Raw genomic sequence first — 15,231 nt, 5'->3', positions numbered from 1 at the left:
CCCTAGACCGATCCCCCAAAGGAAACAGCATGACCGCCCAAATGATGACCCCCATCCCAGAACTTTACGTGAGCCACGAGTCTTCGCAGAAGCTGAAGCTGGAGGCGGCGGATCTGGTCAGTCACGATTTGACGGCGCGGCAGGTGTGCGATCTGGAGCTTTTGATGAATGGCGGGTTCAATCCGCTGAAGGGGTTCATGAGCGAGGCCGATTATGACGGCGTGGTCAGCGACATGCGTCTGGCCTCGGGCGCGCTGTGGCCGATGCCGATCACGCTGGATGTGGCGGACGAGTTTGCAGGCAAACTTGAGCTGGGCCAGGACATCGCGCTGCGCGACCCTGAGGGCGTGATCCTTGCGACCATGACCGTCACCGACCGCTGGATGCCCGACAAATCCGTCGAGGCCAAGGGCGTCTTTGGCGCCGATGACAGCGCCCATCCGGCCGTTAACTACCTGCACAACACGGCCGGCGCGGTCTATCTTGGCGGCCCGGTCACCGGCATTCAGCAGCCCGTGCATTATGATTTTCGCGCCCGCCGCGACACCCCGAACGAGTTGCGCGCCTATTTCCGCAAGCTGGGCTGGCGCAAGGTCGTCGCCTTTCAGACCCGCAATCCGCTGCACCGCGCCCATCAGGAGCTGACGTTCCGCGCCGCCAAGGAGGTGCAGGCGAACCTGCTGATCCACCCCGTCGTCGGCATGACCAAGCCCGGCGATGTCGATCACTTCACCCGCGTGCGCTGCTACGAGGCGGTCCTTGATCAGTACCCCGGATCGACCACCGCGATGTCGCTCTTGAACCTTGCCATGCGCATGGGCGGCCCGCGCGAGGCGGTCTGGCACGGCCTGATCCGCGCCAATCACGGCTGCACGCATTTCATCGTCGGCCGCGATCACGCGGGCCCCGGCAAGAACTCGGCCGGGGAAGATTTCTACGGGCCCTATGACGCGCAGGACCTGTTTCGCAAATACCAGTCCGAGATCGGCGTCGAGATGGTCGATTTTAAGCATATGGTCTATGTGCAGGAGCGCGCCCAGTACGAGCCGATGGACGAGATCGAGGACAAGGACGACGTCACGATCCTCAACATCTCCGGCACAGAGCTGCGCCGCCGCCTGCAAGAGGGCCTTGAGATCCCCGAATGGTTCTCCTTTCCTGAGGTCGTGACCGAGTTGCGCCGCACGCGTCCCGCGCGGGCCAAACAGGGCTTTACCGTGTTTTTCACCGGCTATTCGGGCAGCGGCAAATCCACCATCGCCAACGCGCTGATGGTCAAGCTGATGGAGATGGGCGGGCGCCCCGTGACCCTGCTGGACGGCGATATCGTGCGCAAAAACCTCAGCTCAGAGCTGGGCTTCAGCAAAGAGCACCGCGATCTGAACATCCGCCGCATCGGATACGTCGCGAGCGAGATCACCAAGAATGGCGGCATCGCCATCTGCGCGCCGATCGCGCCCTACGCGACCACCCGCCGCGCGGTGCGCGAGGACGTCGAGGAGTTCGGCGCCTTCGTCGAGGTCCACGTCGCGACCTCGCTGGAGGAATGCGAGCGCCGCGACCGCAAGGGCCTCTACAAGCTGGCGCGCGCAGGCAAGATCAAGGAGTTCACCGGCATCTCGGACCCCTACGACATCCCCGAGACACCCGAACTGCGCGTCGAGACCGAAAAAGTCGACGTCGACAACTGCGCCCACCAGGTGATCCTCAAGCTGGAGCAGATGGGTCTGATCAAAGGGTGATACAAGCAAGAGCCGCGGGGCAATGCCGCGGCTCTTTAAGGGGGGTGTTGGGGTCGACATGGGACATGCCGATAGAGCTTCGAGGTCAGGCTTCAGATCCAGAAACTACGGTTGCAGCAGAAGCAACTCTGGACGGAAACACTTTGCGACATCGGCCGCATCGTGTCGGCGTCATAGCGTCTATTCACCTTCGGGCAGGACGCTCAGCAATAAGGCGGCGCCAGTGCAATCGCTGATTTGACCGATAGATGGGTTATCCTCAGGAAGTGCATCATGCCGTCAATTTACTATCGCATCATTTTCAAGTACGAGCGATTTGAGAAGTTAGTATCGGCCAGTCCTAATGTTTGGCCTTTGATCGCAAATGCGGCTTATTACCGTCGAAGACAAAAGAGCCAACGTTATGACCGGGGCACTGAACAAAATACGCCGTAAACTTCGGCACCTATTCAATAAACGAGTGTCGGACCTCGATACGTTTCTGATGGATGCCAGTGGAGTCATTCATATCGGGGCCAATACGGGTCAGGAGCGGGACATCTATGCACGTCAGGGCCTAGATGTGGTTTGGGTCGAGCCGATCCCCGAAGTCTTTACAGAGTTGAAGCAGAACATTGCGCCACTTGAGCGGCAAAGGGCCTTTCGTTACATCCTAACGGACCGTGATGGCAACGACGTAGAGTTGAAAATCGCCAACAACAACGGAGCGTCGTCGTCGATTTTTGAGCTTGGAGAGCATAAGGAAATATGGCCAGAGGTCCATTACGTCGGTTCGATCAAGATGAAAAGCACCACATTTAAAAGCTTTGTTAGGGCCGAAAACATCGATCTCAACGCCTACGATGTACTTGTGATGGACACTCAGGGAGCGGAATTGATGGTCCTTAAGGGGGCTGGCGATTTGCTAAAGAGTTTTCGCTACATAAAGACCGAGGCGGCAGATTTCGAAGCCTACGTCGGATGTTGCCAAGTTGAAGACCTGAGCAAATATCTTTCTGACTTCGGCTTTCGAGAACTTACGCGGAAATCCTTTGCTGAGAAGGCAAAAGGCGGTCAATACTTCGACGTGTTGTATGGGCGTTAAGCCTAAATGCCTTCATTCAGCATCCCATAAATGCGCTAAGATGCTGCGTGACGACGAGAAGGCGCCCATCCATCGCTTACTCTCCTTAATACGCCAGCTTGGCTGATGAGCAGAAGACCGAGATCTATCATAGCCGCGTAGATGTACTATTTTAACTCAACGGGCGACGGCGGGGTTTTTGTTTCGTGACTGTAGTCACCTAAATATTTAAAGGGCCGCATTTCTGTAACCGCATATAAAGCGCATATGGTTCGCCGAGATGCTGAGTGCACCCCACGCGCTGTAGTTTTCCATGCAAAAAGCCTGCCGTTCGCGGCCGCTGGATGTATGGCGCTGGGGGTGTTCATTACTTCGAAACCAGCGATACCGCTTGCAACCAAGGCTTGCTGTCTCGTGAGTAGATCGAATAACGGCGAAGGTTAAAAGATCTGACGCGTAAAGCCCGCAAGATCGGATCTCTGGCTCAACGATTGAATTGAGCGTCTCTAAATCATTCCATTATCAACAATAAAATGCCTCAGTTCGGTTGCACGATAACTAATTTAGGAATTAGTGTGTCAGGTCGGATTAGGGAAAATTACTGATGTTTGCCAAGCTGTTCAAGAAACAAGAGCCCCCGGAAAAGGTGTTTCATCGAACCTTTGAGCCTCGGCGCTTGACCCGCTTCCCCCACAAACACACGCGCGCCGACGATTTGGAAGATGCGCCCGAACCGGCTCCGCTGCAGCTAGCAGTCAGGTCAATTGTGCCTGTCGAAAAGGCCGCCCCAGTTATCAATCCGTTAGACCACCTGCATTCTGATGCACCAATACCCGTTGATCTTCTACGCCGGACCTTACCCGAACGATTCCGTGAAATAGACGCCAATACAGCCGAGCCAAACGCGACGAGCCCAAGCCCATTTACCCGGCGATCTATCAGCGGATGGTCGCAGAATATTAGCAACAGCGAGGCCGAGACGCTCGGCCTGCCGATGGACCGATTGCTGCGGTTCTGTGAACAAACGGCTGCAACGCGCAAGTGACCATCGCATATAACGGATCTACACAAGGGCCACTGGCGAGCAAGGCTTATGCCAAACTATCCGATCTTATTGAGGGGTAATTTTAATTAAGTGGTGCCCAGGAGAGGACTCGAACCTCCACACCGTTGCCAGTACTAGCACCTGAAGCTAGCGCGTCTACCATTCCGCCACCTGGGCAGGTCACGTGACGGGCCGTTTAGCCCCAGCCACTGGGCGTGTCAACGGCGTTTTTCCCATGTGCGGCGATGCCACCTTGCCCGCGGGGCCGTGCGCGGGTAGGACGGTAGGCGCAAAAGAACTCAGCGAAGCGTGCCGGAGGCCTTCCTAATGTCGAAACTGGTCACAATCTTTGGCGGATCGGGCTTTGTCGGTCGCTATGTTGCGTCCCGCATGGCGCAGGATGGCTGGCGTGTGCGTGTCGCTTGCCGCAGTCCCGAAACGGCGGGTTTTGTGCGGACCTACGGTGATGTCGGGCAGGTCGAGCCTGTGATGTGCAACATCCGCAATGATGACAGCGTGCGCAGCGTCACGCGCGGCACGGATGCTGTTGTCAATTGTGTTGGTACGTTCGACCGCAAGGGCAAGAACAACTTCGGCGCTGTGCAGGACGAGGGTGCCACGCGCATCGCCCGTATCGCCGCCGAAGAGGGTACATCGCACCTCGTGCATATCTCGGCCATCGGCGCGGATGTGGACGGCGCCAGCCTCTATGCCCAGAGTAAGGGACGCGGCGAGGCGGGCGTGCAGGAGTATTTCCCAAATCCAGTGATCCTGCGTCCCTCTGTCGTCTTTGGGCCAGAGGATCAGTTTTTTAACCGCTTTGCGGGGATGACTAAACTTGGCCCGGTCCTGCCCGTTGTTGGCGCCGACACCCGCTTTCAGCCCGTTTATGTTGACGACGTGGCACAGGCCGCAGCGTTGGGCGCCCAAGGTAAGGCCGCGCCGGGTATTTACGAATTGGGCGGCCCGGATGTGCAGACCTTTCGGGAGCTGATGCAGACCATGCTGGACGTGATCCGTCGCCGACGTCTGGTCATGAATATCCCATTCCCGCTAGCGTATCTTTTGGGCGTGCTGATGGAGACGGGACAGACGCTGACGCTGGGCCTTGTGTCTGCGCAAATTACACGCGATCAGGTTAAATCGCTGAAATCCGACAACGTTGTGCCGGACGGCGCGCGCGGACTGCGGGATTTGGGGATCGAGCCGACGGCAATGGCGGCAGTCCTGCCAGACTATCTGTGGCGCTTTCGCCCATCCGGCCAATACGCCGCGATCAAGGAATCGGCCAAGGGTGCCGAAGGCAAAATGAGTACAGAGCGATAAAGACAGATCGCCAAAGAGCTGCAAATGAGGCATCCGCCAACGCGCGGTGAATATTAACAGGCAAGAGCGGTACAGCTATGTCCGACACTACGCTGGTCGCGGCCGCCCTAGGGCTGATTGAAGGCCTGACTGAATTTATTCCGGTGTCCTCCACGGGTCATCTGTTGCTGTCCGGGCATTTTCTGGGATTCAGCAGCCCTGGCCGTAGCTTTGAGGTGGTAATTCAGTTGGGTGCAGTGCTGGCACTGCTGACTGTTTATGCCGCCCGTCTTGGCCAAGTTATCATTGATGCGCCGTATAGCCGAGGCGCGCGGCGGTTTCTGGCCACGGTTATCGTCGCGTTCCTGCCTGCTCTGTTCGTCGGTGTTCTGGCGCATGACTTTATCAAGGATGTCTTGTTTGAGACGCCCATTTTGGTGGCCGTCATGTTGATCATCGGTGGCATTATCTTGATTTTTGTTGACCGTTTCGCGCCGCCGCCGCGTTATACTGATGCTGCGTATCTGCCGATGTGGCTGACATTGCGCATTGGCTTTTTCCAATGTCTTGCGATGATCCCCGGCACCAGCCGATCAGGCGCGACCATTGTCGGCGCGCTCCTTATGGGTGTCGACAAGCGGGCAGCAGCGGAATTCTCGTTCTTTTTGTCGATGCCCACCATGGCAGGGGCGGTGGCCTACGACCTTTATAAAAATCGCGACGTTCTGGACTTGAGTGCAATGAGTGACATCGCAGTCGGCTTTGCGCTGGCATTCATCAGCGGGATCTTCGTGGTCAAATGGCTGCTTGGGTTTGTGTCGCGCAATGGATACGCCTTGTTCGGCTGGTGGAGAATCGCGATCGGCTCGCTAGCTTTGGTATTCCTTCTGGTCGGCTACTGAAAAGTAAGTCAGTAATAATGCCATATAGTTGCGCGGGTGATAGGATTTTTTATGCCTAGCCCTAGATTAATTGATATATAGGACAGTAACACTGTCTTTTATAGCATCCAAACCCAGTCTATTCATCAACGGCTGAATAGATAGGTGCGCCAATGGCCGACAACCCGATGCTGAAATTCACTACTGTCACTCGCGACATGCCCGAAAAGCGTCCGCCGGATCTGCGTGCCCACGATTTCCGCGAGATCTATGCCGAGTATGCAGGCGCCAAGGCGCGAGAGCAAGCCAGCCGGTGTAGCCAGTGCGGCGTCCCTTATTGCCAGAGCCATTGCCCCCTGCACAACAACATCCCAGACTGGCTGCGTCTGACTGCCGAGGGCCGTCTTCAAGAGGCGTATGAGCTCAGCCAAGCCACGAACACATTCCCAGAAATTTGCGGCCGCATCTGCCCGCAGGATCGCCTTTGCGAGGGCAACTGTGTGATCGAGACTTCCGGCCACGGCACCGTCACCATCGGCGCGGTCGAGAAATATATAACCGACACAGCATGGGACGAAGGGTGGGTCACGCCGGCCAAGCCCACGCATGAGCGCACCGAGAGTGTCGGCATCATCGGCGCAGGGCCCGGCGGCCTTGCGGCGGCTGACATGCTGCGCCGTGCCGGGATTCAAGTCACGGTTTATGACCGATATGACAGGGGCGGCGGCCTGATGACCTACGGCATCCCCGGCTTCAAGCTGGAGAAGGACGTGGTCATGCGCCGGATCGAGCAGCTGGAGGCAGGAGGCGTCCAGTTTCAGCTCAATTGCAACATCGGTGAGGATACCGAATTCGGCGATCTGCGCGCGCGCCACGACGCGATCATCATCGCCACGGGCGTCTATAAGTCCCGCGATCTGGGTGGCCCCGGCGCGGGCGCGGCGGGCATCGTTCGTGCCATCGACTTCCTGACCACCAGCAATCGCCACTCCTTTGGCGATGCTGTGCCAGAGTTTGAGAGCGGCGAGTTGAACGCGAGCGGCAAGCGCGTCGTTGTCATCGGCGGGGGTGATACCGCAATGGACTGTGTGCGAACCGCCATCCGGCAGGGTGCGACGTCGGTCAAATGCCTCTATCGCCGCGACCGCGCCAATATGCCGGGTAGCCAGCGCGAGGTCGCCAATGCCGAGGAGGAGGGCGTGGTCTTTGACTGGCTGTCACTACCCAAGGGGTTCGGCGGCGATCCTGTCACCTCCGTCCGTGTGCAAAAGATGCGCCTCGGCGCGCCTGATGCGACAGGGCGCCAATCGCCCGAGGAGATTGACGGCGCCGTCCATGACGAGCCAGCGGACCTGGTTATCAAGGCGCTGGGTTTCGAGGCCGAAGATCTGCCAACCCTCTGGGATCAGCGCGAGCTGGAGGTCACGCGCTGGGGTACTATCAAGGCTGAATTTACCAGCGGCCGCACGTCGCTGCCCGGCGTCTATGCCGTGGGCGACATCGTGCGCGGTGCATCGCTGGTCGTCTGGGCCATCCGCGACGGGCGCGATACAGCCGCTGCCATCCTTTCCGATCTGGCCGCCGCTCAAGCGGTTGCTGCCGAATGAGCGCCGCGAGCAAACTCGAAGGCCGTTGCCTGTGCGGCGCTGTGCAAATCACGGTCAGCGGCGCGCATGATACCGGCGTTGCGGTGTGCCATTGCTACAGATGCCAACGCTGGTCAGGTGCGCTTTATGCGACGTTCAATGCGCCTTCCACGTCCGTTGTGGTGACTGGCCCCGTCACGCGCTATAGCGCCTCTCCCTTAGCCGAACGGGCCTTCTGTGGGACCTGTGGCAGCAACCTGTGGCTGCGGGACCACGAAGAGGGCGCCAAGTTCGAACTAATGGCTGGCCTTTTCAAGGGGGCGTCGAAGTTCCCCCTGATATCGGAAATCTATATCGATCAGGCCCCGGCCTACGCGCCGCTCACGGGCGATCACCCCCGCAAGACCGCCGCTGAGTATGAGGCCCACAACCCCGCCGTCCAAGGAGATACCCCATGACCACCTACGACACCGATTGGGCCACCGCCGAAGCAGCCAAGCGCGAGTGGATGACCGAGAACGGCATGTACGCCAATGACGAAGAGCATTCGTCCTGCGGTGTCGGTCTGGTCGTTGCAGTAAGTGGCAAGCGGTCGCGCCGCGTGGTCCAGGCGGGCATCGACGCCCTGAAAGCGATCTGGCACCGCGGCGCCGTCGACGCAGATGGCAAAACGGGCGATGGCGCAGGCATACACCTGCAAATCCCGGTGTCGTTCTTCTACGACCAGATTCGCCGCACGGGCCACGAGCCGAGGCAAGACCAGCTGGTCGCGGTCGGACAGGTGTTTCTGCCCCGCACGGATTTCGGTGCGCAGGAGGCGTGCCGCACGATCGTCGAAACCGAAGTGCTGCGCATGGGCCACACGATCTATGGCTGGCGGCACGTGCCCGTAGATGTCACCTGCCTAGGTGACAAGGCGAACGCAACGCGCCCCGAGATTGAACAGATCCTGATTTCCAATGCGCGCGGCATCGACGAGGAGGATTTCGAGCGCGAGCTGTACGTCATTCGCCGCCGCATCGAAAAGGCCGTGATCGCCGCCGCAATTGGCGGTTTTTACATCGCGTCCCTGTCGTGCCGCAGCATCATCTACAAGGGCATGATGCTGGCCGAGGAGGTCGCGGTCTTTTACCCCGATCTGATGGACGAGCGGTTCAAATCCGCATTCGCCATCTATCACCAGCGCTATTCAACCAACACCTTCCCTCAATGGTGGTTGGCGCAGCCATTTCGCATGCTGGCCCATAACGGCGAGGTCAATACGCTAAAGGGCAACCGCAATTGGATGAAAAGCCACGAGATTCGCATGGCCTCGTCCGCGTTCGGTGATCTGGCCGAGGATATCAAGCCAATCATTCCGGCAGGCGCGTCCGATTCTGCCGCGCTCGACTCTGTATTCGAGGTGCTGGTGCGTGCCGGCCGCTCGGCCCCGATGGCCAAGACAATGCTGGTGCCTGAATCGTGGTCGAACCTTGCGCAGGAATTGCCGCAGGCGTGGCGCGACATGTATTCCTACTGCAACAGCGTGATGGAGCCGTGGGACGGCCCCGCCGCGTTGGCCATGACGGATGGTCGCTGGGTTTGCGCCGGCCTTGATCGGAACGGGCTACGGCCAATGCGCTATGTTGTGACCGGCGACGGTCTGGTGATCGCGGGCAGCGAGGCCGGGATGGTGCCCATCGACGAAGGCACGGTGCGCGAAAAGGGTGCATTGGGACCGGGCCAGATGCTGGCCGTCGACATGAAAGAGGGCAAGCTTTTCCACGATGTCGAGATAAAGGACCAGTTATCGGCCGCGCAGCCGTTTGGCGAATGGGTCGGCAAAATCAACGATCTGGGCGATACGCTGGCCGTCGTCAGCGAGGCGCCGATGCATACGGCAGGCGACTTGCGCCGCCGCCAGATCGCAGCCGGTTACACGATTGAGGAGCTGGAGCAGATCCTTGCCCCCATGGGCGAGGACGGCAAGGAAGCGATCGCATCCATGGGCGACGACACACCCAGTGCTGTCCTGTCGATGCAATACCGCCCGCTCAGCCATTTCTTCCGCCAGAACTTTAGCCAAGTGACGAACCCGCCGATTGACTCTCTCCGCGAATACCGCGTGATGAGTCTCAAGACGCGGTTTGGCAACCTCAAGAACGTTCTGGACGAGAGTGGTGCCCAAACGCAGATTATCGTGCTGGACAGCCCCTTTGTCGGCAACACGCAGTGGAATGTGTTGACGAGCCAGTTCACATCCGATGTGGGCCATATTGACTGCACCTTCGCCAAGGGGCCGGGCGCCCTGCAAGAGGGTCTGACGCGGATCCGCGCGGAGGCCGAGGATGCGGTGCGCAGTGGTGCGGGTCATCTGATACTGACCGATCAGGCGGTGGGCGAGGACCGCATTGGCATGCCGATGATCTTGGCAACATCCGCCGTGCATAGCCATTTAACCCGCAAAGGCTTGCGCACGTTCTGCTCGCTGAATGTGCGATCTGCCGAGTGCATCGACCCGCATTACTTCGCCGTATTGATCGGCGCGGGCGCAACTGTGGTCAACGCCTATCTGGCCGAGGATAGCCTGGCCGACCGGATCGAGCGGAACCTTCTGGACGGCACCCTGACAGAGGTCGTCGCGCGCTACCGCAAGGCCATCGACGCGGGCCTGCTCAAAATCATGTCTAAAATGGGTATTTCCGTCATCTCGTCCTATCGCGGCGGCCTGAACTTTGAGGCGGTTGGCCTCTCCCGCGCAATGTGTGCCGAATATTTTCCCGGCCTTGTCAGCCGCATCAGCGGCATCGGTGTCAGCGGCATCCAGACCAAGCTGGAGGAGGTCCACGCCCGCGCGTTCAACGGTGCCGACAACGTCCTGCCAATCGGTGGCTTTTACAAGGCGCGCAAAACCGGCGAGAGCCACGCGTGGGGCGCGCAGAACATGCACATGCTGCAAACCGCGTGCAATACAGCAAGCTTTGATCTGTGGAAGCGATACTCGGCCGCTATGCAAGCCGCCCCGCCGATTCACTTGCGCGATCTGATGGCGATCAAGCCGATGGGAAAGGCGATCCCCGTGGACGAGGTCGAGTCGGTCACCGCAATCCGCAAGCGGTTCGTCACGCCCGGCATGTCGCTGGGCGCGCTTAGCCCTGAGGCGCATAAGACACTGAATGTCGCCATGAACCGCATCGGTGCGCGCAGCGATTCAGGCGAGGGCGGCGAAGATCCCGCCCACTTCCTGCCCGAGCCGAACGGCGATAATCCCAGCGCCAAGATCAAGCAAGTCGCCTCCGGCCGTTTTGGCGTGACCGCTGAATACTTGAACCAGTGCGAAGAGCTGGAGATCAAGATCGCCCAAGGCGCAAAGCCCGGCGAGGGCGGCCAATTGCCCGGTATGAAGGTGACCGAACTGATCGCGCGCCTGCGCCACTCGACCAAGGGCGTCACACTGATCTCGCCCCCGCCGCATCACGATATTTATTCCATCGAGGATCTTGCCCAGCTGATCTACGATCTCAAGCAGATCAACCCGATTGCCAAGGTCACGGTCAAGCTGGTCGCCCAATCGGGCGTCGGCACCATCGCGGCAGGCGTGGCCAAGGCCAAGGCAGACGTAATTTTGATTTCCGGCCACAATGGCGGCACCGGCGCCAGCCCGGCCACGTCGATCAAATACGCCGGTCTGCCGTGGGAAATGGGGCTGACCGAGGCGCACCAAGTCTTGTCGATGAACAACCTGCGCGAGAGGGTGACGCTGCGCACCGATGGCGGCCTGCGCACTGGCCGCGACATCGTCATGGCGGCAATGATGGGGGCCGAGGAATACGGCATCGGAACAGCGGCCCTGATCGCTATGGGCTGCATCATGGTGCGCCAATGCCAGTCAAACACTTGCCCCGTTGGCGTCTGCACGCAAGACGAGGCGCTGCGCGATAAATTCACCGGAAGCGCCGAAAAAGTCGTGAACCTCATCACCTTCTACGCGCAGGAAGTGCGCGATGTTCTGGCAGGCATCGGTGCGCGGTCACTTAACGAGGTGATCGGACGGGCCGATCTTCTGACGCAGGTCTCTCGCGGATCGGCGCATCTGGACGATCTGGATCTGAACCCGATGTTGATCACCGTCGGCAACCGCGGCGCGGTCTATGACCGCACGCGCCCGCGCAACGCGGTGCCAGATACCTTGGACGCCGAGATCGTGCGCGATGCAGCCCGTTTTCTGAACGACGGGGAAAAGATGCAGTTGCATTACGCCGTGCAGAACACGCACCGCACCGTTGGCACTAGGCTAAGCAGTCATATCGTTCGCAAATTCGGGATGAAGAACAGCCTGCAGCCCGACCACCTGACGGTCAAGCTGGCGGGAAGCGCAGGGCAATCGCTGGGCGCGTTTGCCGCACCGGGCCTGAAACTGGAAGTGTCGGGCGACGCCAACGACTATGTCGGCAAGGGCCTTTCGGGCGGCATCATAGTGGTGCGCCCGCCCATGAACAGCCCGCTGGACGCCAGTGAAAACACCATTATCGGCAACACAGTGCTCTATGGCGCGACGGCTGGATACCTCTTTGCGGCAGGCCGCGCGGGCGAACGTTTTGCCGTGCGTAACTCTGGCGCGCATGTGGTGATCGAAGGCTGTGGCAGCAACGGATGCGAATACATGACAGGCGGCGTCGCCGTGATCTTGGGCCGCATTGGTGCGAACTTTGGGGCAGGCATGACGGGCGGGATGGCCTATCTCTATGATCCGGCCGGGCAGGCAGCACCCCTGATGAACCGCGAGACGATTGTCACCAGCCCCGTTCAGCATCCCCATTGGCAAGGCGAGTTGCTCGCCCTCATCCAGCGCCACGCAGACGAGACGGGCAGCCGTAAGGCACTGGACATCCTACAACACTGGGACATTGAGCGTGCGCATTTCCTGCAAATCTGCCCACTCGAAATGCTGGACAAGCTGCCTCATCCGCTGAGTGATCAGGACCTGGCGATGCCTGCGGAATAGGCGCGGCAATAAAAAAACCCCGGACAGCGCGAAAGGTGTCCGGGGTTTTCGAGTATTTCAGCAGCAGCGACAGCCTTAGATGCTGGCCTCGTATAGCGCGCGCAAATTTTCCTTGGTCAGCTTGACGGGGTTGCCGCCGCAGCTGGGATCTTGGATCGCCTCGGCCACCAGATCGTCGATGCGCTCCGCCTCGACACCCATCTCGGACAGCTTGCGCGGGATGCCCAAGGCGTCGTTAAATTCCTGAACGAACGCGCAGAACCCGTCAAAGCCGCCGTCAATATCCAAGTAGGCGGCCGCCGTACGGAAACGGTCCCGAATCTCGGGCGCATTCAGTTGCAGCACGGCCGGCATGCAGACGGCATTGGTCGTGCCGTGATGCGTGCCAAAGACGGCACCGACCGGATGGCTCATCGCGTGGATCGCGCCGAGGCCCTTTTGAAATGCGGTCGCGCCCATCATCGCGGCGCTCATCATATGCGCTCGCGCCTCCAGATCAGTACCGTCCGCATAGGCGCGGGGCAGGTAGTCCTTGACCAGACGCATCCCCTCCAGCGCCATGCCTTGGCTCATTGGGTGGTAGTTCGGACTGCTGAACGCTTCGACGCAATGAGCAAAGGCATCAAGGCCGGTGCCCGCGGTGATGAATTTCGGCATTCCGGTCGTCAGTTCGGGATCGCAGATAACGACCTCTGGCATGACCTTGGGGTGAAAGATGATCTTTTTTACATGGGTCGCGGAATTGGTGATGACGCTGGCGCGGCCCACTTCGGACCCTGTCCCTGCCGTCGTCGGCACCGCGATGATCGGCGCGATGGCGTCCGCATCGGCGCGCGTCCACCAGTCATCCACGTCCTCATAATCCCATACGAGGCGCGACTGACCCGCCATGAAGGCGACCATTTTGCCCAAGTCCAGCCCCGAGCCGCCGCCGAACGCAATCACGCCATCATGGCCGCCGGATTTGTAGGCGGCGACACCGGCGTCGAGGTTCTTCTCATTCGGGTTCGGATCGACCTCCGAGAATATCCCGCGGCCCAGCCCCGCGCCCTCCATGATGTCCAAGACTTGCGCAGTGATCGGAAGGTTTGCCAGCCCCTTGTCGGTGACCAGTAGGGGGCGCGTGATGCCAGCCTGCGCGCAGGCTGCGGGTAGTTCTTTAATGCGGCCAGCGCCGAATTTTACAGACGTTGGGTAGGACCAGTTACCAGTGAGGTTCATTTTGTCACCTTCTTGAGATGGTAGGATTTGGGACGCGTCAAATTGTGGTACCCGATGACCGACAGCCCGCCGCCGCGGCCCGTATCCTTGCAGCCTGTCCAACACAAGCCGGGGTCCAGATAATCGGCCCGGTTCATAAAGACGGTGCCCGTCTCTATCCGGTCGCCGACGGCTTGCGCACGGTTAAGGTCGGCGGTCCAGAGGCTGGCAGTCAGGCCGAAATTGCTGTCATTCATCAACTCAATTGCCTCCTCATCCGACGATACCTTCATGATGCCCACGACAGGGCCAAAGCTCTCATCGCGCATCACGCGCATGTCGTGGGTAACCTCGGTCAGGATCTGCGGCGTCAGATAGGCGCCGCCATCATCGGCGGCCATCTGCGCGATATGGGCCGTCGCGCCCGCGGCCACGGCCTCGGCGATCTGGTCGCGGACTTCCCTAGCAAAGCGTACATTCGCCATCGGGCCTATGCTCGTGCTTGCGTCCAGTGGATCGCCCAGCGTGTAGCCCTCGACGATCTTCACTGCCTTTTCGACGAACGCGTCAAAAAGGCTCTCGTGTACATAAATGCGCTCGATCCCGCAGCAGCACTGGCCCGAGTTGAACATTGCGCCATCAATCAGCGTATCGACGGCGGCGTGCAGATCGGCGTCGTCCATGACATAGCCCGGATCCTTGCCGCCCAGTTCGGTCGCCACGGGCATAAACGTGCCAGCCGCAGCCCGCTCCATCGCGCGCCCGCCGCCAACAGACCCGGTGAAGTTCACGAAATCGACTGCGCGATCCGCGATCAGCTGTGATGTTGTGTCGTGGCCCAGAAATACGTTCTGAAACACATCCTCCGGCACGCCCGCCGCGTGAAACGCCTGCGCCATCCGTTCGCCTACCAGCAAGGTCTGTGTGGCATGTTTCAGCAGCACGGTGTTCCCGGCGATCAATGCAGGCGCAACCGTGTTGATTGCCGTCATGTAAGGGTAGTTCCACGGCGCCACGACCAGCACGACGCCATGCGGCAGCCGCCTGATGTAGCGGGTGAATGTGTCATCCTCGCCCACGATGATATCGGCCAGCGCCTCTTGGGCGATTTTTGCCATATACGATGCGCGCTCTTCAAAGCCGCCGAATTCGCCGCCGTACCGCACAGGGCGGCCCATCATGCGCGCCAGCTCCGGTACCACGTCGTCGTTCATCGCGCCCACGGCAGCGACCCCAGCCATCACCAGCCGGATACGTTCGTCCAGCGATCGTGCCGCCCAGTTCACTTGCGCCTTACGCGCGCGGGCCGCCGCTGCCTTGGCGCCGCCGATATCCAGCGCCTCGCGCGTGGCAAAAACCGATCCATCAATCGGCGAAATGCAGGTCAGTGTCTCGCTCATATCCAAACCTATCCAGTTAATCGAA

General features: G+C 59.9%; 10 protein-coding genes and 1 tRNA gene. 8 read left to right on the top strand and 3 right to left on the bottom strand.

The features are described 5' to 3' along the window. The first annotated feature begins 29 nt into the window (after window positions 1–29). The 3 genes from MK6180000_RS16370 to MK6180000_RS16360 all read left to right on the top strand — a co-directional run bounded on the left by MK6180000_RS16370 (window position 30) and on the right by MK6180000_RS16360 (window position 3,850). Window positions 30–1,742: a bifunctional sulfate adenylyltransferase/adenylylsulfate kinase gene (locus tag MK6180000_RS16370; RefSeq protein ID WP_138935703.1), complete on the top strand. Its 1,713-nt coding sequence runs from the start codon at window positions 30–32 to the stop codon at window positions 1,740–1,742. 403 nt (window positions 1,743–2,145) lie between these two features. Continuing rightward, window positions 2,146–2,826 carry an FkbM family methyltransferase gene (locus MK6180000_RS16365; protein WP_171054666.1) on the top strand — a complete coding sequence of 227 codons (681 nt, stop codon included), beginning with the start codon at window positions 2,146–2,148 and terminating at the stop codon, window positions 2,824–2,826. Between the two features lie 583 nt (window positions 2,827–3,409). Continuing rightward, entirely contained in the window at window positions 3,410–3,850 is a 441-nt protein-coding gene (locus MK6180000_RS16360) for a hypothetical protein (RefSeq protein ID WP_138935701.1), read from the top strand. 91 nt (window positions 3,851–3,941) lie between these two features. On the opposite strand, the gene MK6180000_RS16355 is transcribed toward MK6180000_RS16360, so the two are convergent. Then, window positions 3,942–4,027, bottom strand: a tRNA-Leu gene (locus tag MK6180000_RS16355). 150 nt (window positions 4,028–4,177) lie between these two features. On the opposite strand from MK6180000_RS16355, the gene MK6180000_RS16350 reads away from it, so the two are divergent. The 5 genes from MK6180000_RS16350 to gltB all read left to right on the top strand — a co-directional run bounded on the left by MK6180000_RS16350 (window position 4,178) and on the right by gltB (window position 12,606). Beyond that, window positions 4,178–5,176 carry a complex I NDUFA9 subunit family protein gene (locus tag MK6180000_RS16350; RefSeq protein ID WP_138935700.1) on the top strand — a complete coding sequence of 333 codons (999 nt, stop codon included), beginning with the start codon at window positions 4,178–4,180 and terminating at the stop codon, window positions 5,174–5,176. Between the two features lie 77 nt (window positions 5,177–5,253). After that, window positions 5,254–6,057, top strand: a complete 804-nt coding sequence (locus MK6180000_RS16345; protein WP_138935699.1) for an undecaprenyl-diphosphate phosphatase — start codon at window positions 5,254–5,256, stop codon at window positions 6,055–6,057. Between the two features lie 152 nt (window positions 6,058–6,209). Further along, entirely contained in the window at window positions 6,210–7,643 is a 1,434-nt protein-coding gene (locus MK6180000_RS16340; protein ID WP_138935698.1) for an NAD(P)-dependent oxidoreductase, read from the top strand. Further along, complete coding sequence (locus MK6180000_RS16335; RefSeq protein ID WP_138935697.1) at window positions 7,640–8,080, top strand: GFA family protein; 441 nt, start codon at window positions 7,640–7,642, stop codon at window positions 8,078–8,080. Before MK6180000_RS16340 ends, MK6180000_RS16335 begins: the two co-directional genes overlap by 4 nt. Beyond that, window positions 8,077–12,606: a glutamate synthase large subunit gene (gene gltB / locus MK6180000_RS16330; RefSeq protein WP_138935696.1), complete on the top strand. Its 4,530-nt coding sequence runs from the start codon at window positions 8,077–8,079 to the stop codon at window positions 12,604–12,606. The genes MK6180000_RS16335 and gltB overlap by 4 nt, the downstream gene beginning before the upstream one ends. A gap of 75 nt (window positions 12,607–12,681) precedes the next feature. Here the strand turns inward: gltB and MK6180000_RS16325 are convergent, their stop codons facing one another. Both MK6180000_RS16325 and MK6180000_RS16320 read right to left on the bottom strand, forming a co-directional pair. After that, window positions 12,682–13,827, bottom strand: a complete 1,146-nt coding sequence (locus tag MK6180000_RS16325) for an iron-containing alcohol dehydrogenase (RefSeq protein WP_138935695.1) — start codon at window positions 13,825–13,827, stop codon at window positions 12,682–12,684. Next, a complete protein-coding gene (locus tag MK6180000_RS16320; protein ID WP_138935694.1) occupies window positions 13,824–15,206 on the bottom strand; it encodes an aldehyde dehydrogenase family protein in 1,383 nt (460 codons plus the stop codon). Before MK6180000_RS16320 ends, MK6180000_RS16325 begins: the two co-directional genes overlap by 4 nt. Window positions 15,207–15,231 lie beyond the last annotated feature (25 nt).

The organism is Roseovarius arcticus (assembly GCF_006125015.1).
Lineage (GTDB): Bacteria > Pseudomonadota > Alphaproteobacteria > Rhodobacterales > Rhodobacteraceae > Roseovarius > Roseovarius arcticus.
This window is presented reverse-complemented; position numbering and strand designations above follow the sequence as displayed.

Coding starts and splice junctions, on each gene's coding strand:
- MK6180000_RS16370 (WP_138935703.1), top strand. CDS start 30: ATGACCGCCCAAATGATGACCCCCATCCCAGAACTTTACGTGAGCCAC.
- MK6180000_RS16365 (WP_171054666.1), top strand. CDS start 2,146: ATGACCGGGGCACTGAACAAAATACGCCGTAAACTTCGGCACCTATTC.
- MK6180000_RS16360 (WP_138935701.1), top strand. CDS start 3,410: ATGTTTGCCAAGCTGTTCAAGAAACAAGAGCCCCCGGAAAAGGTGTTT.
- MK6180000_RS16350 (WP_138935700.1), top strand. CDS start 4,178: ATGTCGAAACTGGTCACAATCTTTGGCGGATCGGGCTTTGTCGGTCGC.
- MK6180000_RS16345 (WP_138935699.1), top strand. CDS start 5,254: ATGTCCGACACTACGCTGGTCGCGGCCGCCCTAGGGCTGATTGAAGGC.
- MK6180000_RS16340 (WP_138935698.1), top strand. CDS start 6,210: ATGGCCGACAACCCGATGCTGAAATTCACTACTGTCACTCGCGACATG.
- MK6180000_RS16335 (WP_138935697.1), top strand. CDS start 7,640: ATGAGCGCCGCGAGCAAACTCGAAGGCCGTTGCCTGTGCGGCGCTGTG.
- gltB (WP_138935696.1), top strand. CDS start 8,077: ATGACCACCTACGACACCGATTGGGCCACCGCCGAAGCAGCCAAGCGC.
- MK6180000_RS16325 (WP_138935695.1), bottom strand. CDS start 13,827: ATGAACCTCACTGGTAACTGGTCCTACCCAACGTCTGTAAAATTCGGC.
- MK6180000_RS16320 (WP_138935694.1), bottom strand. CDS start 15,206: ATGAGCGAGACACTGACCTGCATTTCGCCGATTGATGGATCGGTTTTT.